Annotated in this window: 24 protein-coding genes and 1 pseudogene; 16 read left to right on the top strand and 9 right to left on the bottom strand. The window is 67.9% G+C overall.

Going from position 1 to position 24,346, the window contains the following annotated elements:
• Window positions 1-99 precede the first annotated feature (99 nt).
• A pseudogene (locus A5787_RS23850) lies at window positions 100-564 on the top strand (metallophosphoesterase); the annotation flags it as partial.
• Here A5787_RS23850 and ponA2 read toward each other — a convergent pair.
• A complete protein-coding gene (gene ponA2, locus A5787_RS23845; protein ID WP_066971637.1) occupies window positions 494-2,863 on the bottom strand; it encodes a transglycosylase/D,D-transpeptidase PonA2 in 2,370 nt (789 codons plus the stop codon). The pseudogene A5787_RS23850 and the gene ponA2 sit on opposite strands and share 71 nt — an antisense overlap.
• A gap of 384 nt (window positions 2,864-3,247) precedes the next feature.
• Here ponA2 and A5787_RS23840 point away from each other — a divergent pair, with 384 nt between their 5' ends.
• Window positions 3,248-3,598 (top strand): WhiB family transcriptional regulator, encoded by a 351-nt coding sequence (locus A5787_RS23840; RefSeq protein ID WP_066971635.1) that lies wholly within the window; start codon window positions 3,248-3,250, stop codon window positions 3,596-3,598.
• 355 nt (window positions 3,599-3,953) lie between these two features.
• Here A5787_RS23840 and A5787_RS23835 read toward each other — a convergent pair whose 3' ends face one another.
• Together A5787_RS23835 and A5787_RS23830 are read right to left on the bottom strand one after the other, a co-directional pair.
• A complete protein-coding gene (locus A5787_RS23835; RefSeq protein ID WP_066971633.1) occupies window positions 3,954-5,108 on the bottom strand; it encodes an ArsA family ATPase in 1,155 nt (384 codons plus the stop codon).
• A complete protein-coding gene (locus A5787_RS23830) occupies window positions 5,105-6,130 on the bottom strand; it encodes an ArsA family ATPase (protein ID WP_066971631.1) in 1,026 nt (341 codons plus the stop codon). The genes A5787_RS23835 and A5787_RS23830 overlap by 4 nt, the downstream gene beginning before the upstream one ends.
• 74 nt (window positions 6,131-6,204) lie before the next feature.
• Here A5787_RS23830 and A5787_RS27505 point away from each other — a divergent pair, with 74 nt between their 5' ends.
• The 3 genes from A5787_RS27505 to A5787_RS23820 are packed head-to-tail and all read left to right on the top strand — an operon-like array spanning window position 6,205 to window position 7,624.
• Window positions 6,205-6,366: a DUF4177 domain-containing protein gene (locus A5787_RS27505; protein ID WP_007166633.1), complete on the top strand. Its 162-nt coding sequence runs from the start codon at window positions 6,205-6,207 to the stop codon at window positions 6,364-6,366.
• Window positions 6,367-6,368: 2 nt separating this feature from the next.
• Window positions 6,369-6,833 carry a RidA family protein gene (locus A5787_RS23825; protein WP_066971629.1) on the top strand — a complete coding sequence of 155 codons (465 nt, stop codon included), beginning with the start codon at window positions 6,369-6,371 and terminating at the stop codon, window positions 6,831-6,833.
• The gene (locus A5787_RS23820) at window positions 6,830-7,624 is read left to right on the top strand and encodes an MBL fold metallo-hydrolase (RefSeq protein WP_066971627.1); all 795 of its coding nucleotides are present in this window, start codon (window positions 6,830-6,832) and stop codon (window positions 7,622-7,624) included. Before A5787_RS23825 ends, A5787_RS23820 begins: the two co-directional genes overlap by 4 nt.
• 18 nt (window positions 7,625-7,642) lie before the next feature.
• On the opposite strand, the gene crp is transcribed toward A5787_RS23820, so the two are convergent.
• Window positions 7,643-8,317 carry a cAMP-activated global transcriptional regulator CRP gene (gene crp / locus A5787_RS23815; RefSeq protein ID WP_036465140.1) on the bottom strand — a complete coding sequence of 225 codons (675 nt, stop codon included), beginning with the start codon at window positions 8,315-8,317 and terminating at the stop codon, window positions 7,643-7,645.
• A 97-nt stretch (window positions 8,318-8,414) separates the two neighbouring features.
• Window positions 8,415-8,798 (bottom strand): hypothetical protein, encoded by a 384-nt coding sequence (locus A5787_RS23810; RefSeq protein ID WP_066971625.1) that lies wholly within the window; start codon window positions 8,796-8,798, stop codon window positions 8,415-8,417.
• Between the two features lie 173 nt (window positions 8,799-8,971).
• Between A5787_RS23810 and nth the strand changes: the two genes are divergently transcribed.
• Genes nth through marP form a run of 4 tightly spaced genes read left to right on the top strand, consistent with a single transcriptional unit; the run spans window position 8,972 to window position 12,352 of the window.
• A complete protein-coding gene (gene nth / locus A5787_RS23805) occupies window positions 8,972-9,652 on the top strand; it encodes an endonuclease III (RefSeq protein ID WP_066971623.1) in 681 nt (226 codons plus the stop codon).
• A gap of 47 nt (window positions 9,653-9,699) precedes the next feature.
• Window positions 9,700-10,308 (top strand): TlpA disulfide reductase family protein, encoded by a 609-nt coding sequence (locus A5787_RS23800; RefSeq protein WP_066971658.1) that lies wholly within the window; start codon window positions 9,700-9,702, stop codon window positions 10,306-10,308.
• A 17-nt stretch (window positions 10,309-10,325) separates the two neighbouring features.
• Window positions 10,326-11,147: a CoA pyrophosphatase gene (locus A5787_RS23795; RefSeq protein WP_066971660.1), complete on the top strand. Its 822-nt coding sequence runs from the start codon at window positions 10,326-10,328 to the stop codon at window positions 11,145-11,147.
• A gap of 11 nt (window positions 11,148-11,158) precedes the next feature.
• Window positions 11,159-12,352, top strand: a complete 1,194-nt coding sequence (gene marP, locus A5787_RS23790) for an acid resistance serine protease MarP (RefSeq protein ID WP_156764100.1) — start codon at window positions 11,159-11,161, stop codon at window positions 12,350-12,352.
• Here marP and A5787_RS23785 read toward each other — a convergent pair.
• Together A5787_RS23785 and A5787_RS23780 are read right to left on the bottom strand one after the other, a co-directional pair.
• Complete coding sequence (locus A5787_RS23785; RefSeq protein ID WP_066971619.1) at window positions 12,345-13,322, bottom strand: alpha/beta fold hydrolase; 978 nt, start codon at window positions 13,320-13,322, stop codon at window positions 12,345-12,347. The genes marP and A5787_RS23785 overlap by 8 nt on opposite strands.
• Window positions 13,323-13,853: a phage holin family protein gene (locus tag A5787_RS23780; RefSeq protein WP_066971617.1), complete on the bottom strand. Its 531-nt coding sequence runs from the start codon at window positions 13,851-13,853 to the stop codon at window positions 13,323-13,325.
• Between the two features lie 259 nt (window positions 13,854-14,112).
• On the opposite strand from A5787_RS23780, the gene A5787_RS23775 reads away from it, so the two are divergent.
• A complete protein-coding gene (locus A5787_RS23775) occupies window positions 14,113-14,808 on the top strand; it encodes a serine protease (RefSeq protein ID WP_156764099.1) in 696 nt (231 codons plus the stop codon).
• Between the two features lie 6 nt (window positions 14,809-14,814).
• Here A5787_RS23775 and acs read toward each other — a convergent pair whose 3' ends face one another.
• Window positions 14,815-16,764 (bottom strand): acetate--CoA ligase, encoded by a 1,950-nt coding sequence (gene acs, locus A5787_RS23770; protein WP_066971613.1) that lies wholly within the window; start codon window positions 16,762-16,764, stop codon window positions 14,815-14,817.
• A 218-nt stretch (window positions 16,765-16,982) separates the two neighbouring features.
• On the opposite strand from acs, the gene A5787_RS23765 reads away from it, so the two are divergent.
• Entirely contained in the window at window positions 16,983-17,477 is a 495-nt protein-coding gene (locus A5787_RS23765) for a DUF4232 domain-containing protein (RefSeq protein WP_231994133.1), read from the top strand.
• Window positions 17,478-17,488: 11 nt separating this feature from the next.
• On the opposite strand, the gene A5787_RS23760 is transcribed toward A5787_RS23765, so the two are convergent.
• Window positions 17,489-18,139 carry a hypothetical protein gene (locus A5787_RS23760; protein WP_156764098.1) on the bottom strand — a complete coding sequence of 217 codons (651 nt, stop codon included), beginning with the start codon at window positions 18,137-18,139 and terminating at the stop codon, window positions 17,489-17,491.
• A 115-nt stretch (window positions 18,140-18,254) separates the two neighbouring features.
• On the opposite strand from A5787_RS23760, the gene A5787_RS23755 reads away from it, so the two are divergent.
• From A5787_RS23755 to A5787_RS23735, 5 genes are read left to right on the top strand one after another with little or no spacing between them, the layout of a single operon-like run.
• On the top strand, window positions 18,255-19,871 hold the full coding sequence (locus A5787_RS23755; protein WP_066971610.1) for an ABC transporter substrate-binding protein: 1,617 nt from the start codon (window positions 18,255-18,257) through the stop codon (window positions 19,869-19,871).
• Window position 19,872: 1 nt separating this feature from the next.
• Complete coding sequence (locus A5787_RS23750) at window positions 19,873-20,799, top strand: ABC transporter permease (protein WP_066971608.1); 927 nt, start codon at window positions 19,873-19,875, stop codon at window positions 20,797-20,799.
• Complete coding sequence (locus A5787_RS23745; protein WP_066971606.1) at window positions 20,792-21,667, top strand: ABC transporter permease; 876 nt, start codon at window positions 20,792-20,794, stop codon at window positions 21,665-21,667. The genes A5787_RS23750 and A5787_RS23745 overlap by 8 nt, the downstream gene beginning before the upstream one ends.
• Window positions 21,664-23,289: an ABC transporter ATP-binding protein gene (locus tag A5787_RS23740; protein WP_066971604.1), complete on the top strand. Its 1,626-nt coding sequence runs from the start codon at window positions 21,664-21,666 to the stop codon at window positions 23,287-23,289. Before A5787_RS23745 ends, A5787_RS23740 begins: the two co-directional genes overlap by 4 nt.
• 11 nt (window positions 23,290-23,300) lie before the next feature.
• Entirely contained in the window at window positions 23,301-24,071 is a 771-nt protein-coding gene (locus tag A5787_RS23735) for an oxidoreductase (RefSeq protein WP_066971602.1), read from the top strand.
• Window positions 24,072-24,346 lie beyond the last annotated feature (275 nt).

The following is a 24,346-nucleotide window of genomic DNA, read 5'->3' as shown; positions in this document are numbered from 1 at the left end:
GCGTATAGCTTGCCCCACCCGCCCCCCCCCCCCCTAGGCGCGCGGGCGCGTGGCGCAAGCTATACGCGGCCAGAAGCCAACCGGCAGTAGGCTGTCCGGATGGCTGAAGTTATGCCCGTCCTGATGCGCACCGGCGCGGTAGCGCTCGGCTCGACCCTGGCCGGCATCGGTTATGCGGCTTTCGTCGAGCGCAACGCGTTCGTGCTGCGCGAGATCACCATGCCCGTCCTGTCGCCGGGGTCCACACCGCTTCGGGTGCTGCACCTCAGCGACCTCCACATGCTGCCAAACCAGCGCCGCAAACAGGCCTGGCTGCGCGAGCTGGCCGCCTGGGAACCCGACCTGGTGGTCAACACGGGCGACAACCTGGCCCACCCCAAGGCGGTGCCCGCGGTGGTGCAGACCCTCGGCGACCTGCTGTCGCGGCCGGGCGTGTTCGTCTTCGGCAGCAACGACTACTTCGGACCGCGGCTGAAGAACCCGCTGAACTACCTCACCAACCCGTCGCATCGGGTCCGTGGCGAGCCGCTGCCCTGGCAGGACCTGCGGGCGGCGGCGGCGGAGCCGGCGGGATGCCGTTGCTGACCTGGATCGTGATGATCGAGCCCGGGATCGTCGCGCCGCTGGGCGTCGTTCCGACCACCTCGCCGGCCTTGGCGCTGCTGTTGACCGAGTTGGTCTGGTCGGCGACCTGGAAGCCGGCGTCCTTGAGGCGCTGGCGGGCCATGTCGACCTCCAGGCCGGTGACGGCCGGCACCCGGGAACCGGGGGAGCCGTCGACGTAGCGCGGGTCGGTGGGCGGCAGCGCCACCGGCCCGAAGTTGGTCGCGATCGGCTTCATCGCGGTGAACCAGGTACGCGCCGGCTCGTTGCCGCCGTACAGGTCACCCTCGCCGCAGTGACGCAGCGGCGAGGAGCACAGGTCGGTCGGGTTGGGAGAGTCGTCGTAGATGTAATTCGCGGCCGCGTAGTGGCTCGTGAAACCCACGAAGCCGGACGAGCGGTGGGCCTCGGTGGTTCCCGTCTTACCCGACACCGGCAGGTCCCAGCCCGCCGCGCCGGCCGAACCGGCGGCCGTGCCGCTGCCCACCGCGTCCTTGCTCATCGCGTTGGCCATGGTGTTCGCCAGCCCCTCGGGCACCACCTGATCGCAGGTCTCGGTGGTCACGGAGACTTCGTTGCCGTTGCGGTCGATCAGCTTGTCGATCGGGTTCGGCGGGCACCACACCCCGCCGGATGCCAACGTCGCCGCGACATTGGACAACTCCAGGGCGTTCACCTCGATCGGGCCGAGGGTGAACGAGCCGATGTTCTGCCTTTTGACGAAATCGGCCAGGCTCTCGTTGCTGTCGCGGTTGTAGTCGCGGGCGGTGCCGGGGTCAGCATAGGAGCGCAGCCCGAGCTTGATCGCCATGTCGACCGTGCGGGTGACGCCGACCTGCTGGATCAGCTTGGCGAACGCGGTGTTGGGCGAGGTGGCCAGCGCATCGGTGACGTTCATCGAGCCCCGGTAGTTGCCCGCGTTGACCACGCACCAGGTGTCCTTGGGGCAGCCCTTGGCCCCACCGCTGCCCATGCCCTTGGCCTGGAACCTGCCCGGAACCTCGAGCGTGGCGTTGATGCCCATGCCCATGTCCAGCGCCGCTGCCGTCGTGAAGATCTTGAAGACCGACCCCGCGCCGTCCCCGACGAGGGAGAACGGCTGCGGTCGCATCGTTTCGCCGGCCTCGGTGTCCAGCCCGTACTTGCGGTTACTGGCCATCGCCATGACGTGGTGGGAGGTCTTGCCGGGCTCGATCACGCTCATGACGCTCGAGATTCCCGGCAGGTTCGGGCTGGCGAACTTGTCGATGGCCGCCTTGACCGGTATCTGCACGTCGGGGTCCAGCGTGGTGCGGATCAGGTAGCCGCCCCTGGCCACCTGTTCCTTACTAATCCCCGCGCGCGAGAGGTACTCCTGGACGTAGTCGCAGAAAAAGGCGCGGTCGCCGGCCGCGATGCAGCCGCGCGGCAACTCGTTGGGCTGCGGCAGTACGCCCAGGGGCGTGGCCTTGGCCGCCCGCAGGGCGTCGGCCTCCTGGGGCAGGTTCTCGATCATGGTGTCCAAGACCAGGTTCCGCCGGGCCAGGGCGCCGTCCGGGTTGGTGTACGGGTTCAGCGTGCTGGTCGACTGCACCATGCCCGCCAGCAGCGCCGCCTGCTGCCAGTTCAGGTCCGACGCGTTGATGCCGAAGTAGGTCTGCGCCGCGTCCTGCACGCCGAACGAGCCGTTGCCGAACGAGACCAGATTGAGGTACCGGGTCAAGATCTCGGGCTTGGTGAAGGTCTTGTCCAGCGTGAGCGCCATCCGGATCTCGCGCAGCTTGCGCGCCGGGGTGGTTTCGACGGCCGCGCGCTTCTCGGCGTCGGTCTGCGCGGTCACCAGCAGTTGGTAGTTCTTCACATACTGCTGCTCGATGGTCGAGCCGCCGCGGGTGTCGACGTCGCCGGAGGCGTAGCCCGCCAGCCCGGTCAGGGTGCCCTTCCAGTCCACCCCGTTGTGGTCGGCGAACCGCTTGTCCTCGATCGAGACGATCGCCAGCTTCATAGTGTTGGCGATCTTGTCGGTGGGCACCTCGAACCGGCGCTGCGAATACAGCCAGGCGATGACGTTGCCCTTCTTGTCGACCATCGTCGACACCGCCGGCACCTCGCCCTGCAGCAGCTGCGCCGACCCGTTGGCGACCACTTCGGAGGCCCGGTTGGACATCAGCCCGACGCCGCCGGCGAGCGGAAACATCAGCGCCGTGGCGACGACGCTGGCCAATAAGCAGCACCCCGCGAGCTTGAGAATCGTGAGCGCGGCCGGGGGGCGGTCTGACATGCGTTCTAGGGTAGCGGCCCCTCATCAGCTGGCCACGCCATGAGATGACCAAAGCCTCTTCCCGCCGATGACCAGCGACTCTCCCCTGCCGTGACCAGCGAACTTACGGTGGGCAGGACAACAAAATTTGCGACTCCGTCACCGAGGATCCACTGCGCCGAAGTGCGTGGTCCCATGGCCGGGCTTATGATTTCCGACAAGACTGCACGCGCGTCCCAAAAAAAGCGTTATCAGACTGTTGCGCAATTGCCACCTGACCACCTAACTTAGACACACGGTGAGATTCAGATAACACCGAATCGCATGGTGTGGCGTAGATCGCAAGCAGGGTCTGCACCCGAGGAGGGCGGCCGCGACGAGCGGTCGGAAGGAAGGGAACAGCTCGTGTCAGGTTCACGGCCGGCCGCGCGTAGAACAAACATTGCGGCTGCACAGGGGGTACTTCACAGCGTCGACGCCGAAGATCGGATCGCCTGGGTCTCAAGAGCGCTGTGTCGGACCACTGACCCCGACGAACTGTTTGTTCGGGGCGCCGCCCAGCGCAAGGCGGCGGTGATCTGTCGGCATTGCCCGGTGATGCAGGAGTGCGGGGCCGACGCGTTGGACAACAAGGTCGAGTTCGGGGTGTGGGGCGGCATGACCGAGCGCCAGCGGAGGGCTCTGCTCAAGCAGCATCCCGACGTCCTCTCCTGGTCGGACTTCTTCGAAAAGCGCCGCGGCCGCACCGCCGGCTGACGCCATCATTATTACGGCACGGTTGCGCAATCGGCCGGGAACCCGTCCATTAGTTTTGAAAATAACGGTTTTCATAATTACGTTACTGTTACAGCCCTAGTCGGCCGGTCCAACTGGATCATGTCCAATAGCACACTGGCGCATGTTCAATACGAGCTGGCTTGTGCTCAATACGAATTCGGCAGCAACGAAAACCCTCTTCCGGCTAAGACTGGCTCATGTCAAATAGCCGTCGCCGTGTCCTTACTGGCGTGTGATCAATAGGATCGGGCCGTCACCGACAATTGCCAAGCGTGAAGTGCGCGACGCATTTTCGGCGCGATTTATCGTGATTTCACGCTCGGCAGCAAGAGGATCAGCGCCCCGCCGCGCGGGCCGCATCGTCACCGAGGGCGGTGATCTGATCGGCGAGCGCACGCAGCGCCTCCAGATCAGAAACGTCGAACGGCAGCGACGGAACCCCGACGACCGGCACGTGCGGGTGGGCTCCGGTGAACCGCGAGAGCAGCCTGACCTCCCGTTTCGCGGTCTGCGCGCGGTCGGCGTGAATCCTCAGCACCGCGGCGGCCAGCGCGGCCGCCTCGGAATCCGAGGCGTCCAACGTCTCGCTTCCGTCGATCGCCCGTTCGACCGGTAGGGAACACAGTGTCGGATGGGTGCGGTTCAAGACCAGCCCGGCGAGCGGCATGGCTTCCTGCGACAGTCGGTCGACGAAGAAGGCCGCCTCGCGCAGCGCGTCCGGCTCGGCGGCCGACACCACCACAAACTGAGTGCCGCGCCTTTTCAGTAGCGCGTAAGTGCGGTCGGCCTTCTCGCGGAAGCCGCCGAAGGTGGCGTCCAGCGACTGCACGAACGCAGCCGCGTCGCCGAGCATCTGCGAGCCGAGCACTGTCGACAGCGCCTTCATCGCCAAACCCATTGCGCCGGTGACCAATCGACCGATCCCTCGACCGGGGGCTAGCAGCAGCCGCCACAGTCGGCTATCCATGAAGCTGCCCAGTCGTTGGGGCGCATCTAAGAAGTCCAGCGCGTTGCGCGACGGGGGGGTGTCCACCACCACCAGGTCCCAGCGGTCCTGTCCCAGCAGTTGGCCGAGCTTTTCCATCGCCATGTACTCTTGCGTGCCGGCCAGTGATGTCGCGACGGTCTGATAGAACTGGTTGTCCAGGATCGCTTGTGCCCGACCGGGTCCGGAGTACTGGACCACCATTTCGTCGAACGTGCGGCGCATGTCGAGCATCATCGCGTGCAGTTCGCCGGGCACCTCGGGCGCCAGCGGCACCCGCTGAGGCGTATTGCCGAGGTCGTTGACTCCGAGTGCTTGCGCCAGCCGCTTGGCCGGGTCGATCGTCAAAACACATACGGTGCGGCCATATTCGGCCGCCCGCAGCGCCATGGCCGCCGCGGTGGTGGTCTTACCGACGCCGCCGGCGCCGCAGCACACGACGACCCGGTTCGCTCTGTCGGCCAGGATTGCCGCCATATCAAGGGTTGTCGGCGCGGTACTCATCGAACACCCTGCTGCGCAAGCGATTCGGAAAGCTCATACAGGCTGCCGAGGTCGACGCCGTCGGAGATCGCCGGCAGCTCCAGCCGTGGCACCTTCAAAGCGTCGAGCTGCTGCGCGGTCTCGGCGCGTGCGGTGATCCGGGTCGCATGCTCGATGGTCTCGGTCAGCAGGCCGGCGAAGTCGGCGTCGTTGAGCTTGATTCCGGCCATCCCCAGGCCGGTCCGCACCGAGTCCGCGTCCACGTCCCCCTCGGCGGCCTTGGCCAGGTCGCGCGGCTCCAGGATGGAGGCGATGTTGCGGTTCACGATCACGCTGCCGATCGGCAGTTCCATCTCGGCAAGCTCCTCGATGGCTTCCAGCGTTTCCTGCACGGGCAGCGCTTCGAGCAGCGTGACCAGATGGATAGCGGTCTGGTCGGAATGCAGCAGCTTCACCACCCCCTCGGCTTGCGAGAAGACGGGGCCGCCCTTGGCCAGGTCCTTCACCGCCTTGGTGACGTCGAGGAAGCGGGCGATACGGCCCGTCGGCGGCGCGTCGACGACCACCGCGTCGTAGACCGGGTTCTTGGACCCCTTGTTGAGGCGCACCACCGACTCCTTGATCTTGCCGGTGAGCAGCACGTCGCGCAGGCCCGGCGCGATCGTCGTCGCGAACTCGATGGCGCCGATGCGGCGCATCGCCCGGCCCGCGATGCCGAGGTTGTAGAACATGTCCAGGTACTCCAGGAACGCGGCCTCGATGTCGATCGCCAGCGCGTTGACCTCGCCGCCCCGCTCGGCGGTGGCGATCTTGAGTTCCTGATAGGGCAGGGGCGGGACGTCGAAAAGTTGCGCAATCCCCTGGCGGCCTTCGACTTCGATGAGCAGGACCTTGCGGCCGCCCGCCGCCAGCGTCAGTGCCAGCGCGGCCGCTACCGTCGACTTACCCGTCCCGCCCTTACCGGTCACGAAATGCAGGCGGGCCTTCGACAGGCGCGATGGCCAGCCGACCGAACTGCCGCCGCTAGGAGTGGATGCCACCATCGCATGCTAGCCCGGCCGCCGCGCGGCGCTTGGGCAGGCCAGAGCCGTAGAACGCCGACCGATAAGCTCGCGTCATGAGCCAACCCACCGCATGGGAATACGTCACGGTCCCGCTGCTCACGCACGCGACCAAACAGATCCTCGACCAGTGGGGGGCCGACGGCTGGGAGCTGGTGTCCGTACTGCCCGGGCCCACCGGCGAACAGCATGTCGCGTATTTGAAGCGCCCCAAATAGAGATGACTGCTTCCGCCCGGCTGGGGCAGCTCGGGGTCGCGCTCCCGGAGGTGGCTGCGCCGCTGGCCTCCTACGTACCGGCGGTACGAACCGGGAACCTCGTTTACACCTCGGGTCAGCTGCCGATGGAGTCCGGCCGGCTGGCGGGGACCGGCAAGGTCGGCGCCGACGTCAGCCCCGAACAGGGCAAAGCGATGGCGCGGATCTGCGCCCTGAACGCGCTCGCGGCGGTGAATTCGCTGGTGGGCATCGACGCCGTCGCCCGGGTGGTCAAGGTGGTCGGGTTCGTCGCTTCGGCTCCGGGTTTCAACGGCCAGCCAGGCGTCGTCAACGGCGCGTCCGAGCTGCTCGCCGAGGTATTCGGTGACGCAGCGGCGCACGCGCGTTCGGCGGTCGGCGTGTCCGAGCTGCCGCTGGACGCGCCGGTCGAGGTGGAGCTGATCGTGGAGGTCGGCGCGGGCCCGTGACCGAGGTTGCCGAGCCGCTGACCCATCCCGCGTACGGCAGGTTGCGGGCGGTCACCGACACCGTCTCGGTCCTGTTGGCCGACAACCCCGGCCTGCTGACGCTGGAGGGCACCAACACCTGGGTGCTGCGCGGCGCGGGCAGCGACGAGATGGTTGTGGTGGATCCCGGCCCGGAGGACGACGAGCACATCGAACGGGTCGCCGCCGCCGGCCGCATCTCCCTGGTGCTGATCAGTCATCGGCACGGCGACCACACCGACGGCATCGACAAGCTGGTCGAACGCACCGGAGCGACCGTCCGGTCGGCGGGCAGCGGGTTTCTGCGCGGCCTCGGCGGCGAGCTCGTCGATGGCGAAGTGATCGATGCGGCGGGCCTGAAGATCAAGGTGATGGCGACGCCCGGCCATACCGCCGACTCACTGTCGTTCGTCCTCGACGACGCCGTGCTCACGGCGGACACCGTGCTGGGCCGCGGCACCACCGTCATCGACAAGGAGGACGGCAGCTTGGCCGACTACCTCGAATCGCTGCGGCGGCTACGTGGCCTGGGCCGGCGCAGGGTATTGCCCGGGCACGGGCCGGATTTGCCGAATCTGGAGGCCGTCGCGGCCGGTTACCTGACGCACCGGCACGAACGTCTGGAGCAGGTGCGCGCGGCGTTGCGGGAACTCGGCGAGGACGCGACCACCCGCCAGGTCGTCGAACACGTCTACGTCGACGTCGACGAGAAACTATGGGACGCGGCCGAGTGGTCGGTTCAGGCGCAACTGACCTACCTGCGGGCTGAGTAGCGTCTGCTCGGCAGCCGGCTAGCGAGCGCGCCTGGCCAGCCTTTCGGAATCCGAAATCAGCACGCTCTTGCCCTCCAGCCGGATCCAGCCTCGGTGGGCGAAATCGGCCAGGGCCTTGTTCACCGTCTCCCGGGACGCGCCCACCAGTTGGGCGATCTCCTCTTGGGTCAGGTCGTGGGTGACCCGCATCGCGCCACCCTCCTGGGTGCCGAAGCGCTGGGCCAGCTGCAGCAGCTGCTTGGCGACCCGGCCCGGCACGTCGGTAAAGATCAGGTCGGCCAGGTTGTTGTTGGTCCTCCGCAGCCGCCGGGCCAACACCCGCAGCAACTGTTCGGCGATCTCCGGCCGGTCGGCGATCCAGGCCCGCAGCGCGTCGCGGTCCATCGACACCGCCCGCACCTCGGTGATCGTGGTGGCGCTGGAAGTCCGTGGGCCCGGGTCAAAGATCGACAATTCACCGAACATGTCCGACGGGCCCATGATGGTCAGCAGATTTTCCCGGCCATCGGGCGAACGCCGCCCGATTTTGACCTTCCCCGAGACGATGATGTACAGCCGATCCCCGGGCTCCCCTTCGGCGAAAACCGTGTGCCCGCGCGGGAAGTCGACGGGTTGCAATTGCTTGGTCAGCGCGGTGACCGCGCCGGGCTCAACCCCTTGGAAGATTCCTGCCCTTGCCAGGATCTCGTCCACGTTGCCTCTTCAGCTTTCCGATTATGTGTACGGGCAGGCCGACCCTGCTCGTGTGACGTAAGTCTAGAGGTAAGCGAATTGTGTCCAACGAGCCACGCTACACACGATTGACGTGTCGAGCCCCCCTAAATTGCGGATTGACATGCGAATGGGCTCCCACTCGCGTCGGCAGTCCGGGCTCGTCGCGGGTGCCGAAGGCGATGGCAAACTCCGGCGCGGCGTGGCGGGGTCCGGGCGGTGGCGCCTCGGTCAGCCGCAGCGCCTGGCGCCGATGCAGGTACTCCAGCGCCTCCGGCATGCCCTCACGGGCCAGTGTGTGCACATCGACGGCCTCCGCATGGTCGAGGAATTCGTCGACATCGTGAGTCGTGACGGTGTCGTGGGCGAGGTCGGATTCCAGCCGCCCGAGGCCGAGCGCCACGAGCATTAGCAGCCCGGGAACGCACGCCACCAGCAACCATGACACAAGGAGAGTAAACATGGCTTAGGTCTCAGCCAGATCACGAAATCAGTACTCTGTCGTAGGTGACAGCGGCTAAGGCATCCGGGCGCTCGAAGTCAACGCCGGCCACGCAAGACGGTGCCGCCAACGGCCGGCGCAAGGCTCCGGAAAGCCCCGAGAGCCGGGTTGGCCTGGTGCGCCGGGCCCGGAGGATGAATCGCGCACTGGCGCAAGCGTTTCCCGACGCGCACTGCGAACTGGATTTCACGACGCCCCTGGAGCTGACGGTGGCCACCATCCTGTCGGCGCAGAGCACCGACAAACGGGTCAACCTGACGACGCCCGCGCTGTTCAAGCGATACCGCTCGGCGCTGGACTATGCGAAGGCCGACCGCGACGAACTCGAGAATCTCATCCGTCCCACCGGCTTCTTCCGCAACAAGGCGGCCTCTCTCATCGGCCTCGGGCAGGCCCTGGTCGAACGGTTCGACGGCGAGGTGCCGTCGACCATGGCCGAACTGGTCACCCTGCCGGGTGTGGGGCGCAAAACCGCCAACGTCATCCTCGGGAACGCCTTCGGCATCCCGGGAATCACCGTCGACACCCATTTCTCGCGGCTGGTGCAGAGGTGGCGCTGGACGGCGGAAAAGGACCCGGTGAAGATCGAGCACGCGGTCGGGGAACTGATCGAACGCCGCGAGTGGACCATGTTGAGCCACCGGGTGATCTTCCACGGCCGCCGGGTGTGCCACGCCCGCAAACCGGCATGCGGCGCCTGCATCCTTGCCAAGGATTGCCCGTCGTTCGGCCTCGGGCCGACCGAACCGCTGCTCGCCGCGCCCCTGGTGCAGGGGCCGGAGACCGAGCACTTGCTGGCCCTGGTGGGGCTCTAATACCGGGGCCGGAGACCTTGACCCGGACGACCCGCTGGACCATCGCGATGCTGGCGGTGGTGGCGGCGTTGGTGGTGGCCCTGGTGGCCCAGTTGCACGACAGTTCTTCGCCGACCGCGACGACTCAGACGCCGGCCCCCCGGGAACACCGCGACGCCGACAACCCGGCCACGCTGGCGGGTCCCCGGCAGCGCGCGAACCTGCTGCCGTGTCCGGCCGCAGGGGCCGGCCCCGGTCCTGAGGCGCTGCGCGGCATCACGGTGGAGTGTGCCGCCGACGGCTCGGCCGTCGACGTCGCCCGCGCGCTCGCAGGACGCCGGGTGGTCCTCAATCTGTGGGCCTATTGGTGCGGGCCCTGCGCCGCCGAACTTCCCGCGATGGCCGAGTACCAACGGCGGGTCGGGTCGGACGTGATGGTCGTGACGGTGCACCAGGACGAGAACGAGACGGCCGCATTACTGCGGTTGGCGGAGTTGGGTGTTCGCCTCCCGACCCTGCAGGACGGTCGTCGTCGGGTCGCGGCTGCGCTGCGTGTGGTAAATGTGATGCCTGCGACGGTCGTCCTCCGGCCGGACGGTAGCGTTGCGAAAATGCTGCCGCGGCCTTTTGCCAATGCCGACGAGATCGCGGCTGCCGTCGGAAACGATGCGGGTTGAGGCCGAGGGAGGTGCCGGTGAGCGCTGGGGGTACGCCCCCGCCTAACGGGGACCCAACCCACGGGCGGGCGCCGGTTCCGCTCAGGCCCGACGTGTCACCGTCCTGGCTGCGTCCGCTGGTCGACAACGTGGGTCAGATCCCCGAGGCGTACCGGCATCGGCTGCCGGCCGGCGTGCTGGCGATGGTGACCGCAGCCAAGGCCGCGTCATCGATGGAATCGTTACTCGGCGCCGACCGTGAGGCCGCCGTTCTGGTGTTGTTCTCGGGTCCGGAGTCCGGCCCGGACGGCGGCGGCCTCCCCGACGATGCCGATCTGTTGCTGACCGTGCGGGCCTCGACGCTGCGCCACCACGCCGGCCAGGCGGCCTTTCCCGGCGGCGCGTCCGATCCCGCCGACGACGGTCCGGTGGCCACGGCCCTGCGTGAGGCGTACGAGGAAACCGGGATCGACGTCAGCCGGCTGCATCCACTTGCCACGATGGAGCGGACGTTCATTGCGCCGTCACGGTTCCACGTTGTCCCGGTGCTTGCCTATTCGCCGGACCCCGGCCCGGTGGCCGTCGTCGACGAGACCGAAACGGCGATCGTGTCGCGAGTTCCGGTGCGCGCCTTCATCAATCCGGAGAACCGGCTGATGGTGTACCGCGGCAACCTCGGCCGCCGTTGGGCCGGGCCGGCTTTTCTGTTGAACCAGATGCTGGTCTGGGGATTCACGGGCCAGGTGATCTCCGCGGTGCTCGACGTCGCCGGGTGGGCCCAACCCTGGGACACCACCGACATCCGCGAGTTGGACGAGGCGATGGTGCTGGTCGGCGACGAGGGTGGCACCCGCCGATGAACATGAACGCGATGACCCCGTCGCAGTGGCTGGACATCGCCGTCCTGGCGGTCGCCTTCATCGCGGCCATCTCGGGCTGGCGCTCGGGCGCGCTGGGCTCCCTGCTGTCGTTTGTCGGCGTGCTGCTGGGTGCCATCGCCGGCGTGCTGCTGGCCCCCCACATCGTCAGCCACATCGCCGCGCCTCGCGCGAAACTTTTCACCGCGCTGTTTTTGATCCTCGCACTGGTCGTCGTCGGCGAGGTCGCCGGCGTGGTGCTGGGCCGTGCCGTTCGGGGCGCAATCCGCAGCCGCACAATACGATTGGTCGACTCCGTCATCGGGGTGGGCGTTCAGCTCATCGTGGTGCTGACCGCGGCGTGGCTGTTGGCGACGCCGCTGACACAGTCCAAGGACCAGCCCGAGCTGGCCTCCGCGGTCAAGGGATCGCGGGTGCTCGCCCAGGTCAATGAGCTGGCCCCGCCCTGGCTGAAGACGGTGCCCAAGCGGCTCTCGGCGCTGCTGAACACCTCCGGGCTGCCCGCGGTGCTCGAGCCCTTCAGCCGCACCCCGGTGATTCCGGTCGCCTCGCCGGACCCCGCCCTGGCCAACAACCCGGTGGTGACAAGCACCGCGCCCAGCGTCGTCAAGGTGCGCAGCCTGGCGCCGAGCTGCCAAAAAGTGTTGGAGGGCAGCGGATTCGTGATAGCCCCCGACCGGGTGATGACCAACGCGCACGTGGTGGCCGGGTCCAACAGCGTCCAGATCTACGCGAGCGGCAATCCCCTGGACGCCACCGTGGTGTCCTATGACCCGTCGGTCGACATCGCGATCCTCGCCGTCCCGAACCTGCCGCCCCCGCCGCTGGCCTTCGCCCAGGGCGAGGCGAAGAGCGGGGAAAGCGTTGTGGTGCTGGGTTATCCGGGGGGCGGCAACTTCACCGCGACCCCGGCCCGGATTCGAGAGGCCATCAGGCTCAGCGGCCCCGACATCTATCGGGATCCGGCGCCGGTCACCCGCGACGTCTACACCATCAGAGCCAGTGTGGAACAGGGTAATTCGGGTGGACCGTTGATCGACCTCAACGGCCACGTGCTCGGCGTAGTGTTCGGCGCGGCCGTCGACGACCCCGACACGGGGTTCGTGTTGACGGCCGACGAGGTGGCCTCCCAGCTTTCCAAGATCGGTGACACGCGACAGGTGGCCACCGGCTCCTGCGTCAGCTGACGCGGGGCCCGTGCACTTGCTCGAGGAACTTCATCAGGTGCCTGTTGATTTCCTCGGACGCCTCCTCGTGGCTGAAATGCCCTGCGCCGGCAATGGATAGATAGCGGCCCTGCGGCGCGTAGCGCTGGCTGTGATCCACCGGGTCGGCCAGCACGTAGGGATCGGCGTCACCGCGCAGGTGCAGCACCGGCATACCGAGCTGTTGGCTCATCGACCGCATGAAACGCCGGCCCTCGCCGCGCAGCTGGCTGCGCACCGCCCAGCGCTGGTACTCCAGCGCGCAGTGCGCGGCGCCGGGAATCTGGATCGCGGTCCGCAGATAACCAATGGATTGTGAAAAATCCTCGGAGGCAACCCATTTGGCGCAGCTGCGGCGCCGGACCAGGCGCTCGATCTCCGCCGCGTTGTCCCGGGTCAGCACGCGTTCCGGCCAGAGGGGTAGCTGGTAAGCCAGCAAGGTCGGCAGCAGCGCGTAACCCTGATCGCGGCGCATCAGCGTGGATCGCCGCAGCGCCGCCGGGTGCGGCGAGCTGATCAGCGCGATGGCGCGCACCAGCCGCGAATGCAGCAGCGCGGTCGCCCAGCAGGCCAGGCCGCCGTCGGCATGGCCGACCAGGGTCGCCGACGAGTGTCCCAGCGCGCGGATGAGCCCGGCCGTGTCGCCGGCGAGCGTCCAGCCGTCGTAACCGCGGGGCGGCTTGTCGCTGCCGCCGTAGCCGCGCAGGTCGACCGCGACCACGCGCGCCCCGGTCAGCCCGCGCAGCTGATGGCGCCAGGACCACCAGAACGATCCAAAACCGTGCAGCAGCATCACCAGTGGCCGCGCCGTCGCCGGCTCCGCGGGCGGAACCGCCGGATCCTGTCCGCCCGGCAGGGCTTCGACGACGTGAAATCGGATGCCGTTGGCGTGCACGTCCAGGTGGCGCCACGGCCCGTCGATGCGGGTGACCGACGGATCTGGTGCCGGCATCTACCAACCCGAGGGATCCGCGGGTTTTTCGTGCCGGCCGCCGGTGGTTCCGGGAAGTTGCTTGGCCTCGGTGGCGGCCTTGTCGTGCCCGGGGGTGAGCGCCGTGCGCGTCTCCTTGACCGATTCGATCGTTTCGCGGGGCCCCCGGATGCGGCGGACCTTCAGGAAGCCCAGCAGCCCCAGCACGGCCCCGACCACCACCATGATCCCGAACACGATCAGGTAGGCCACCCACCGCCACAGCCAGGTGTCGAGGAGTTCGGCGACGAAGAAGAAGAAAAAGAACGTGGAGTAAAACAGCACCACCAGCGCGGCGATGAAATAGACGCTGCCGGTCAGGCCCTTCTTGACGTCCCGGGTGATCTCCGAGCGGGCCAGTTCGACCTCGGCGCGCACCAGCGTGGAGACCTGCGCTGAGGCGTCTTTGATCAGGTCACCGATCGACGGCTCGGCGGGCCTGGCGTGCGGGTCGGCCAACGGAATCGTGGTCAGTGTGCTCGGCACACCGTTGTTGCGATCGTCTTTGCTCACAGACCCGTCCTCTCGGTTCTCTCGTCGCGGTTTATGTTGCCATGCGGTGCCGGGCCAGACGAGGGCAGCTGAAGGCCGAGGGCGGGGATTCCAGACAGCGAATCCGACGACGGGAAGGTACAGTGAGCGATCCCCTTGAGCGGGAAAGGAATAAGGACAGCGGCGTAGCTACGACACCGACCGTGGCGAACCGCACACCTTAGCCGACTAGACTGACCGGGCCACTGGGGATGCCCGACCGCTCGATGGGAGTGTTGCGTTGCAGACGGCCTACCGTTGCTACCGGGCGGCGATGGTGGCCGTGCTGGTGTCCTTCATAGCCATGCCCGCCCACGCGGGAGCCGATGACAGGGTGCCGATGGGTGGTGGGGCCGGCATCGTCATCAACGGGGACACGATGTGCACCCTGACCACGATCGGCACCGATGCGGCCGGCGACATGATCGGCTTCACCTCCGCACACTGCGGCGGTCCGGGCGCGCAGGTCGCCGCCGAGGCCGCGCAGAACAGGGGCAATTTGGGCGTCATGGTCGCGGGCAACGACGTCCTCGACTACGCGGTGATCAAATTCGATCCGGCCAAGGTGGCGCCGGTGGCCAACTACAACGGGTTCCTGATCAGCGGCATCGGTCCGGATCCGGCTTTCGGCCAGATCGCGTGCAAACAGGGCCGCACGACCGGCAATTCGTGCGGTGTCACCTGGGGGCCGGGCCAGGACCCGGGCACCATCGTCATGCAGGTGTGTGGCCAGCCGGGTGACTCCGGCGCGCCGGTGACCGTCAACAACCTGCTGGTCGGGATGATCCACGGAGCGTTCAGCGACAACCTGCCGACCTGCATCATCAAGTACATCCCGCTGCACACCCCGGCGGTGGTCATGTCGATCAACGCCGACCTCGCCGACATCAACGCCAAGCACCGGCCCGGCGCCGGATTCGTGCCGCTGCCGGGCTGACGGGCCCTACTTCCCGGACTTGATCGCGTCGAACACGCCGGGATCCAGCAGTGTCGACGTGTCACCCAACTCCCGGTTCTCGGCGACGTCGCGCAACAGCCTGCGCATGATCTTGCCGCTGCGGGTCTTGGGCAGTTCCGGCACGACGTGGACCTCGCGCGGCTTGGCAATGGGCGAGATCTCGCGCGCCACCTCCACGCGCAGCTCGTCGACGATCCCGTCGTGCACCTCGAAGTCGGCGCACAGGACGACGAACGCGCAGATCGCCTGGCCGGTGGTTTCGTCCGTCATGCCGACCACGGCCGCCTCGGCCACCGCGATGTGGCCGACCAGCGCCGACTCCACCTCGGCGGTCGAGAGCCGATGCCCCGACACGTTCATGACGTCGTCGATGCGACCGACCACCCAGATGGCGCCGTCGGAGTCGTAATAGGCGCTGTCGCCGGCGAAATACCAGCCCTGCTCGGCGAACCGGGACCAGTAGGTCTCGACGTAGCGGTCCGGATCGCCCCAGATGCCGCGCAGCATCGACGGCCACGGCTGGTCCAGGACCAGGTAGCCGCTGGCGTGCTCGCCCTTGGCATTGGCCGGCGGGAGCTCGTCGCCGTGGTCGTCGACGATCTTGGCTGAGATGCCCGGCAGCGGGCGCATCGCCGAACCCGGTTTGGCCGCGGCCACCCCGGGCAGCGGGGTGATCATCGCGGAACCCGTTTCGGTCTGCCACCAGGTGTCGACAATCGGGAGGCGATCGGCGCCGATCACCTTGCGGTACCAACGCCAGGCCTCCGGGTTGATCGGCTCGCCGACCGACCCGAGCAGCCGCAGGCTGGACAGGTCGTGCGCGTCGGGGATCTCGCGTCCCCACTTCATGAACGTGCGAATGAGCGTGGGGGCGGTGTAATAGATTGTCACGCCGTACTTTTCGATGATCTCGAAATGCCGGTGCTGGGTAGGTGAGTCGGGCGTGCCCTCGTAGAGGACCTCGGTGACGCCGTTGGACAGCGGACCGTAGACACCGTAGGTGTGTCCGGTCACCCAGCCGATGTCCGCGGTGCACCAGAAGACGTCGGTTTCGGGCTTGATGTCGAAGACGTAGTAGTGCGTGTAGGAGCACTGGGCGAGGTAGCCGCCGCTGGTGTGGACGATGCCTTTCGGCTTGCCGGTGGTGCCGGAGGTGTACAGCAGGAACAACGGCTGTTCGGCGTCGAACGGCTGCGGAGTGTGTTCGGGCGAAGCGGCGTCGACGGCGTCGTGCCACCACAGGTCGCGCTCGTCGTTCCAGGACACGTCAATTCCGGTGCGCCGCACCACCAGAACGCGTTCGACGGAACTGTCGGAATCGGCGACAGCCTCGTCGGCCGCGTCCTTCAGCGGCGCCGGCTTGCCGCGGCGGAACTGGCCATCGCTCGTGATCAGCAGCTTGGCCTGGGCGTCGGCGATGCGCGCGCGCAGCGCCTTGGCGGTGAACCCGGCGAACACGACGCTGTGCATGATGCCCAGGCGCGCGCAGGCCAGCATCGCTATCACGGCCTCGGGGATCAACGGCAGGTAGATCGCGACGCGGTCGCCGGCGACCAGACCGAGGTCGGTCAGCGCGTTGGCCGCCTTGCACACCTCGGCCTGCAGATCGGAATAGGTGAGGTTGCGGCTGTCGCCGGGTTCGCCCTCCCAGTGGATGGCTATCCGATCCCCGTGGCCGGCCTCCACATGGCGGTCGACGCAGTTGTAGGCGACGTTCAGCTTGCCGTCGGCGAACCACTTGGCGAACGGCGCCTGCGACCAGTCCAGCACCTCGGTGAACGGCGTCGACCAGGTGAGCCGGTTGGCCTGCTCGGCCCAGAACGCCAGGCGGTCCTCCTCGGCCTCGCGGTAGAGCTCCTCACCGGCGTTGGCCTGCTCGACGAACTGCGCCGGCGGCGGATACGACGACGGGCCCTCGGTGTGGGTGGCGGTCACTGGTTTCTCCTAATGTCGAGGCGCGTCAACCGTCAGTGAGCCTAGACCTTTGAGGTGAAAAGCCGCTTGCCAATCCAGGGTCAAATGCACCGCCCTGGCAGATAATCACCGATGTGCCGAGACCGCACAGGCGGCGCCTCCGTCGCCGACTCCATGGTGGCGACCCGCCACGCCCGGCTACACCGCGCTTGCGATCGCCACGGGTCATCAGCCTTGCCGTGGCCGCAACGGGTTACCCGGCCACCATCCTGCTGGGGCCATCGGCGTGGGCCGAGCCGGCCGACATTGTCGACCAGCCGGCGCCGTGCTGGTCGGACCAGGTCGCGGTCAGCGCGTCCCCGGCGCAGGGCGCCGCGGGCCACCGCGGGCTGACGCTGATGTTCACCCTCGCCGGCGGCGCGGACCCCTGCACGCTCACCGGTTATCCGGGGGTCGACTCGGGCACCGGTGGTCCGCCCATCCACGCCCAGCCCACGCCCCGCGGGTACATGGGTGGCCTGCCGGCCGGACTCGATGCGCCGCCGAGCGTCACGCTGTCGCTATCGACGCAGGGGCACGCGATCGTCGAGGGCTTGGGCTTCGACGCCGACGGCAACGCGTGCCCGACCTACATCGACCTGGCCGTCAGCCCGCCCGACATCATTCAGGTGTTCACCGTGGCCGCCACCATCGACGCCTGCCGACTGGAGGTCCACCCCGTCGTCGCGGGCTGACGGCGCGCTGGTCAGGAACCGATTGGTGCCAGGCAGTAGACGCGCGGTGGAAAGGGGTAAGCGATGGTCTTGTCCTCGGGCGGGCAGCGCGTTTCGTCCGTGCTGCCATCGATGCGCTGCATGACTCTGGTTTGCGGCGCTCGTGGCACGGTGCAGTCGCTCAGCGTCATCGTCATGGTCTCGGCGCCGTTGGTCAGCTGGTAGCACTTGCCCTGCTTGAGATTGAGCGCAAAGCACAGGATTGTGTAGTTATCGGTGTACCGGTTGTAGATGGAGCGATCCCGTTTGCCGTCCGGACAGGTTGCCGAGGGACCGCCCCTGAAGGCGAGTTCATAGGTATTCGCCGGGTTGGCGCAGGAGTTTTCCGGACCTGAACTGAAACGTGTTGCGAGAAAGGTGTTTTGGTCAACGCACTGGCCGACCCGCATGGACTTGTCGGTGTCGAACGGGCTCGGGTAGTACGCCGTCACGAGATTTCCGGCGATTCCCAGCCCACCCACGTTCAGCAGGACGACACCGACGATGATCAGCGTGGTGGCCGACATTCCGCTTCGGCGCCGCCGCGCGCGCAGCCCTGCGATCAGACAGACCAATCCAACAGTGCCGACGCCGAACAACGCGAACAGATATCTCAACTGAACAGCGAGTTCGTGCGACGTCACGGCGCCATCCTAGCCGCGGCACCCGTTGCGGCTATTCGCCGTCGCTTTCGACAGTCGCGCGGCGCCTCGCCCGGCTACGCCGCGCTCCGCAGCGCGCGCCGCTAGGGTCGCTGGCATGCGTCCGATGCGGGCCGCGCTGGCCGTCCTTGCCGCCACGACGCTGGCGGCGGGGTCGCTGTCCGGCTGCGGCGGCGGTGTCTTGAGCCCCGATCTCGTACTGGTCAACGGCGGGGAACCGCCCTACCCGCTGGTCCCGACCAGCACCAACGACAGCAACGGCGGCCGGATCATCGACCGGCTCTTCGCCGGTCTGGTGTCCTACGACGCCGCCGGCCACCCCGCGAACGAGGTCGCCCAGTCGATCGAGACGACCGACAACGTCAACTACCGGATCGTCCTCAAACCCGGCTGGAGGTTCACCGACGGCTCGCCGGTGACGGCCCACTCGTTCGTCGACGCATGGAACTACGGGGCCCTGAGCGCCAATGCGCAACTGCAGCAAAGCTTTTTCAGTCCGATCGACGGGTTCGACGACGTCGCCGGGAGTGATGCGAAGCGGCGCACCATGTCCGGGCTGCGGGTGGTCAACGATCTCGAGTTCAGCGTGCGCCTGGCGGCGCCGACCATCGACTTCGTGTTGCGGTTGGGCCACAGCGCGTTCTATCCATTGCCGGACGCCGCATTTCGCGACATGACCGCGTTTGGCCGCAACCCTTTTGGTGACGGTCCGTACCGGCTCGCCGACAGCGCCGACGGACCGGCCTGGGAACACAACGTCAAGATCGATCTGCGGCCCAACCCCGACTACCACGGCAACCGGAAACCGCACAACAAAGGATTGCGGTTCGAGTTCTATGCCAACCTCGACACCGCCTACGCCGACCTGCTCTCGGGCAATCTCGATGTGCTGGACACGATTCCGCCGAGCGCGCTGCCGGTCTACCGGCGCGACCTGGGCGACAATGTCACCAGTGGGCCCGTGGCCGTCAAGCACAGCCTCGATACCCCGCTGCGGCTGCCGCACTTCGGCGGCGAGGAAGGCCGCCTGCGCAGGCTCGCGCTGTCGGCCGCCGTCAACCGTGAGCAGATCTGTCAGCGGATCTTCATGGGCACCCGCACACCGTCGCGCGATTTCACCGCGCGGTCGCTGCCGGGTTTCGAGCCGAACCTGCCGGACAACGGCGTCCTGAACTTCGATCCCGAACGCGCGCGGCAACTCTGGGCGCAAGCCAACGCCATCTCGGCGTGGGGCGGCCAGTACGCCATCGCCTACAACGCCGACGCCGGAAACCAGGAATGGGTGGACGCGGTGGCCAACAGCATCAAGAACGTGTTGGGCATCGACGCCGTCGGCGCTCCGCAGCCGACTTTCGCCGGGTTTCGCACCGAGATCACCAATCACACCATCGCGACCGCTTTTCGTGCCGCGTGGCAGGGGGATTACCCCTCCATGATCGAATTCCTCGCCCCATTGTTCGCCACGGGCGCGGGATCCAACGACGTCGGCTACGCCAATCCCGAATTCGACGCGGCGCTGGCGGCCGCCGAGGCCGCGCCCACTATTCGGCAGTCGGATGCCCTGGCCAACGCCGCGCAGCGAATCCTGTTCCACGACATGCCCGTTGTCCCGCTCTGGGACAACATCGGTGTGGTGGGATGGTCGACGGAGGTCAAGAATGTCGCGGTCACCTGGAACGGTCTGCCCGACTACGAGAACATCGTGAAGGGCTGAGATGGGTTGGTACATCGCGCGGCGGATCGCGATCATGGTGCCGGTCTTCCTCGGCGCCACGCTGCTGATCTACGGCATGGTCTTCCTGCTGCCCGGCGATCCGGTCGCGGCAATGGCCGGGGACCGGCCGCTGACTCCCGCGGTGGCCGCCGCGCTGCGGGCCCGCTACCACCTCGACGATCCGTTCATCCTGCAGTACCTGCGCTATTTGGGCGGGATCCTGCACGGCGACCTGGGGCGCTCCTATTCCGGACTCCCGGTCAGTGCTGTTCTGGCCCATGCCTTTCCGGTCACCGTGCGGCTGGCGCTGATCGCGGTGGCGGTGGAAACGGTGTTCGGGATCGGCTTCGGTGTGGTGGCGGGCCTGCGCGAGGGCGGCATCTTCGATTCCACGGTGCTGATCGCAGGCCTCGTCATCATCGCCATCCCGATATTCGTCCTGGGCTTCGTCGCGCAATTCGTGTTCGGCGTCCGGCTGGGAATCGCGCCGGTCACCGTGGGGGAGAGGGCGACGTTCGCGCGGTTGCTGCTGCCCGGGATCGTCTTGGGCGCGGTGTCATTCGCGTACGTGGTCCGGCTGACCCGATCCGCGGTGGCCGCCAACGCGCACGCCGACTACGTCCGCACCGCGACCGCCAAGGGGCTCTCGCGGCGACGGGTCGTGACGGTGCACATCCTGCGGAACTCGCTGATCCCGGTGGTGACGTTCCTCGGCGCCGACCTCGGGTCGCTGATGGGCGGGGCCATCGTGACCGAGGGCATCTTCAACATCCACGGCGTCGGCGGCGTCCTGTATCAGGCCGTCACCCGGCAGGAGGCGCCTACCGTCGTCTCGATCGTCACGGTGCTGGTGGTCATCTACCTGATCGCCAACCTGGCGGTGGACCTGCTGTACGCCGCTCTCGATCCCCGGATCCGCTATGGCTGAGCGCATCGCAGTGCGCCACGGATTCTGGCGCGACACCTGGCGCGCGCTGCGCCGGCGTCCGAAGTTCGTCGTCGCCGCGGCGCTGATCGCGCTGATCGTGGTCGTCGCGTTGTTCCCCGCGTTGTTCACCGGCATCGATCCCAGCTACGCCGATCCGAGCCAGAGCCTGCTTCGGCCGTCGGCCGCGCACTGGTTTGGCACCGATCTGCAAGGCCATGACATCTACGCGCGAACCGTGTACGGAGCGCGGGCCTCGCTGACCGTCGGGCTCGGGGCCACCCTGCTCGTGTTCGTCGTCGGAGGCGCGCTGGGTGCGCTGGCCGGCTTCTACGGGGGCTGGATCGACGCCGTGGTCTCGCGCATCACCGACGTGTTTTTTGGCCTGCCCCTGCTGCTGGCGGCCATCGTGATCATGGGCGTCATGCACCACCGCCGGGTGTGGACGGTGGTCGCCATCCTCGCGCTGTTCGGCTGGCCGCAGGTGGCCAGGGTAACCCGCGGTGCAGTGCTCGAGGTGCGTGCCAGCGATTACGTGGTCGCGGCGAAAGCCCTGGGGCTGAACAACTTCCAGAACCTGGCTCGCCATGTGCTGCCCAACGCACTGGGCCCCGTGTTCGCGGTGTGCACCCTGGCCTTCGGCGTGTTCATCGTCACCGAGGCGTCGCTGTCCTACCTCGGCGTCGGCCTGCCGGCATCGGTGGTGTCCTGGGGCGGCGATATCAACCTGGCGCAGAGCCGGCTGCGGTCGGGCTCGCCCATCCTGTTCTATCCGGCCGGCGCGCTGGCGGTTACGGTGCTCGCGTTCATGATGATGGGTGACGCCCTGCGCGACGCCCTGGACCCCGGCTCGCGGGCACGGCGCGCATGAGCACCCAGGAGGCGCCGCTGCTGTCGGTCGAGGGCCTGGAAGTCAGGTTCGGTGCTCATCCGCCCGTCGTGTGCGGAGTGGACCTGACGGTGCGGCGCGGCCAGACCGTGGCGGTGGTCGGCGAATCGGGATCGGGAAAATCGACGACGGCCGCAGCGGTCCTCGGGCTGCTGCCGCCCGGCGGGCGAATTTCCGCCGGGCGCATCGTTTTCGACGGGCGCGACATCGCCGGCGCTGACCGCCGGCTGCTGCGGTCGATCAGGGGGCGCGCCATCGGCTACGTCCCCCAGGACCCGATGACCAACCTCAACCCGGTTTGGAAGGTCGGGTTTCAGGTCCGGGAAGCGTTGCGGGCCAACACCGATACCCGCGACGCGCGACGACGCGCGCTCGAGCTGCTCGCCGAGGCGGGCATGCCGGACCCGGTCCAGCAGGCGGCCCGGTATCCCCATCAGCTTTCGGGCGGCATGTGCCAACGCGCGCTGATCGCCATCGGCCTGGCCGCGCGGCCGAAGCTGCTCATCGCCGACGAGCCGACCTCCGCACTCGACGTCACCGTGCAACGGCAGGTGCTGGACCATCTGCAGGGGCTCACGGCCGAACTCGGAACGGCGCTGCTGCTGATCACTCACGACCTGGCGTTGGCCGCCGAACGGGCGGAGTCCCTGATCGTCGTCCACCGCGGGCGGGTGGTGGAATCGGGTGCGGCGCAAGCTATTCTGCGACAGCCGCAACACGAATACACCCAACGACTGGTGGCCGCCGCCCCGTCGCTGACGCCGGGTCCGTCCCGGCCCCGGGCGGGCACCCCAGACGCGCCGTCCGACGACATTCTCGTCGCCTCCGGGCTGACCAAGGTCTACCGCGAGTCGCGCGGGGTACCGTGGCGTCGCGCCGAATTCCGTGCCGTCGACGCCGTGTCGTTTCGGCTGCGCCGGGCGAGCACGTTGGCGATCGCGGGAGAGTCGGGGTCGGGAAAATCGACCCTGGCGCGGATGGTGTTGGGCCTGCTGTCACCCACCTCAGGCACGGTGGTCTTTGATGGGGCCCCCATCAACGACTCGCTGGACCGGGAGAAGGCGCTGGCGTTTCGGCGGCGGGTGCAGCCGGTGTTCCAGAACCCTTACAGCAGTTTGGATCCCAGGTATTCGGTTTTCCGGGCCGTCGAGGAGCCGTTGCGGATCCATCGGGTTGGCGACCGCAAGCAGCGCGAGCGCGCCGTGCGCGAGCTCGTCGACCACGTGGCGCTGCCGTCCTCGGCGCTGGGGCGGCTGCCGCGCGAACTCTCGGGCGGGCAACGGCAACGGGTCGCGATCGCTCGGGCGCTTGCGTTGCGGCCCGACGTCCTGGTGTGCGACGAGGCCGTCTCGGCGCTCGACGTGCTGGTGCAGGCGCAGATACTGGACCTGCTGGCCGACCTGCAGGCCGAACTGGGTCTGACCTACCTGTTCATCAGTCATGACCTGGCGGTGATCCGGCAGATCGCCGACGACGTCCTGGTGATGCGCGCCGGCCGGGTGGTGGAACAGGCGCCCACCGAGGAGCTGTTCACCCGGCCCGGCCACGAGTACACGCGCCGATTGCTGGAGGCCATTCCCAGGCCGTCGTCGCCGCCCCGATAGGTTGGCAAGCAATGACGTCTGACCCGCTGGCCCCGCTGCTGGAACTCCCCGGTGTCGCCGAGGCCAGCGACCGGGCCCGCGACGCGCTGGGTCGCGCCCACCGCCATCCGGCCAACCTGCGGCGGTGGCCGGTGACCGCCGCCGAAGCGGCGCTGCGGGCGGCGCGCGCCTCGTCGGTGCTCGACGGCGGTCCCGTGCGGCTGGACGACCTCGTCGAGGCCGACTTGCCGCATAACGGGGTCAGCGACCCGGTTTTCGGCGGGGCACTGCGGGTGGCTCAGGAGCTCGAGGGCGGGGGAGGGCCCCTGATCGGAATATGGCAACGGGCACCGTTGCAGGCCCTGGCGCGTCTGCACGTGCTCGCGGCGGCCGACCAGGTCGATGACGATCGGCTGGGCCGTCCGCGGGCCGACGCCGAGGTTGGGCCGCGGCTGGAGTTGCTGGGGGAGTTGGTGACGGGCCGCACGTCGGCGCCGGCGCCGGTGGTGGCCGCGGTCGCGCACGGGGAGTTGCTGACGCTCAGGCCATTTGGCAGCGCGGACGGCGTCGTCGCCCGCGCGGTGTCGCGGCTGGTGACGATCGCCAGCGGGCTGGACCCACACGGATTGGGTGTGCCCGAGGTGAGTTGGATGCGGCAGCCCGCCGACTATCGCGATGCCGCGGAGGGATTCGCCGACGGCACGCCGGGCGGCGTGGGCGCCTGGGTGGTGCTGTGTTGCCGGGCGCTGCAAGCCGGTGCGCAGGAGGCTTTGTCGATCGCCGAGTCACTTGCGAATAGGTAGCCGACGGGCCTCGTGGCGGCGCGAGTGAATTTGTTTCACAAATGTAAAGCGGGCGACGTCCCGAAATATTCGGTCCGCCGCCCGCTAGCACGGAACTCGGTTACCAAGCGTGCATTTCTGGGTTACGTGGGTTGGCCTCGGCGATCTTGCGACGCTTCCGGTTGCTGCCCCACCCAAAGGGCCGTCGATACCATCCACTTTTCGCAATTACGCAGGCCCGCAACACTTCTGCCATTATCGCGGCTATGACTCCGCGTGGGTGCCGGGTTCCATGC

Source organism: Mycobacterium sp. 852002-50816_SCH5313054-b (assembly GCF_001667185.1).
Classification (GTDB): domain Bacteria; phylum Actinomycetota; class Actinomycetes; order Mycobacteriales; family Mycobacteriaceae; genus Mycobacterium.
Note: the sequence above shows the minus strand (reverse complement) of the source record. Positions and strands in the feature narration are given on the sequence as shown.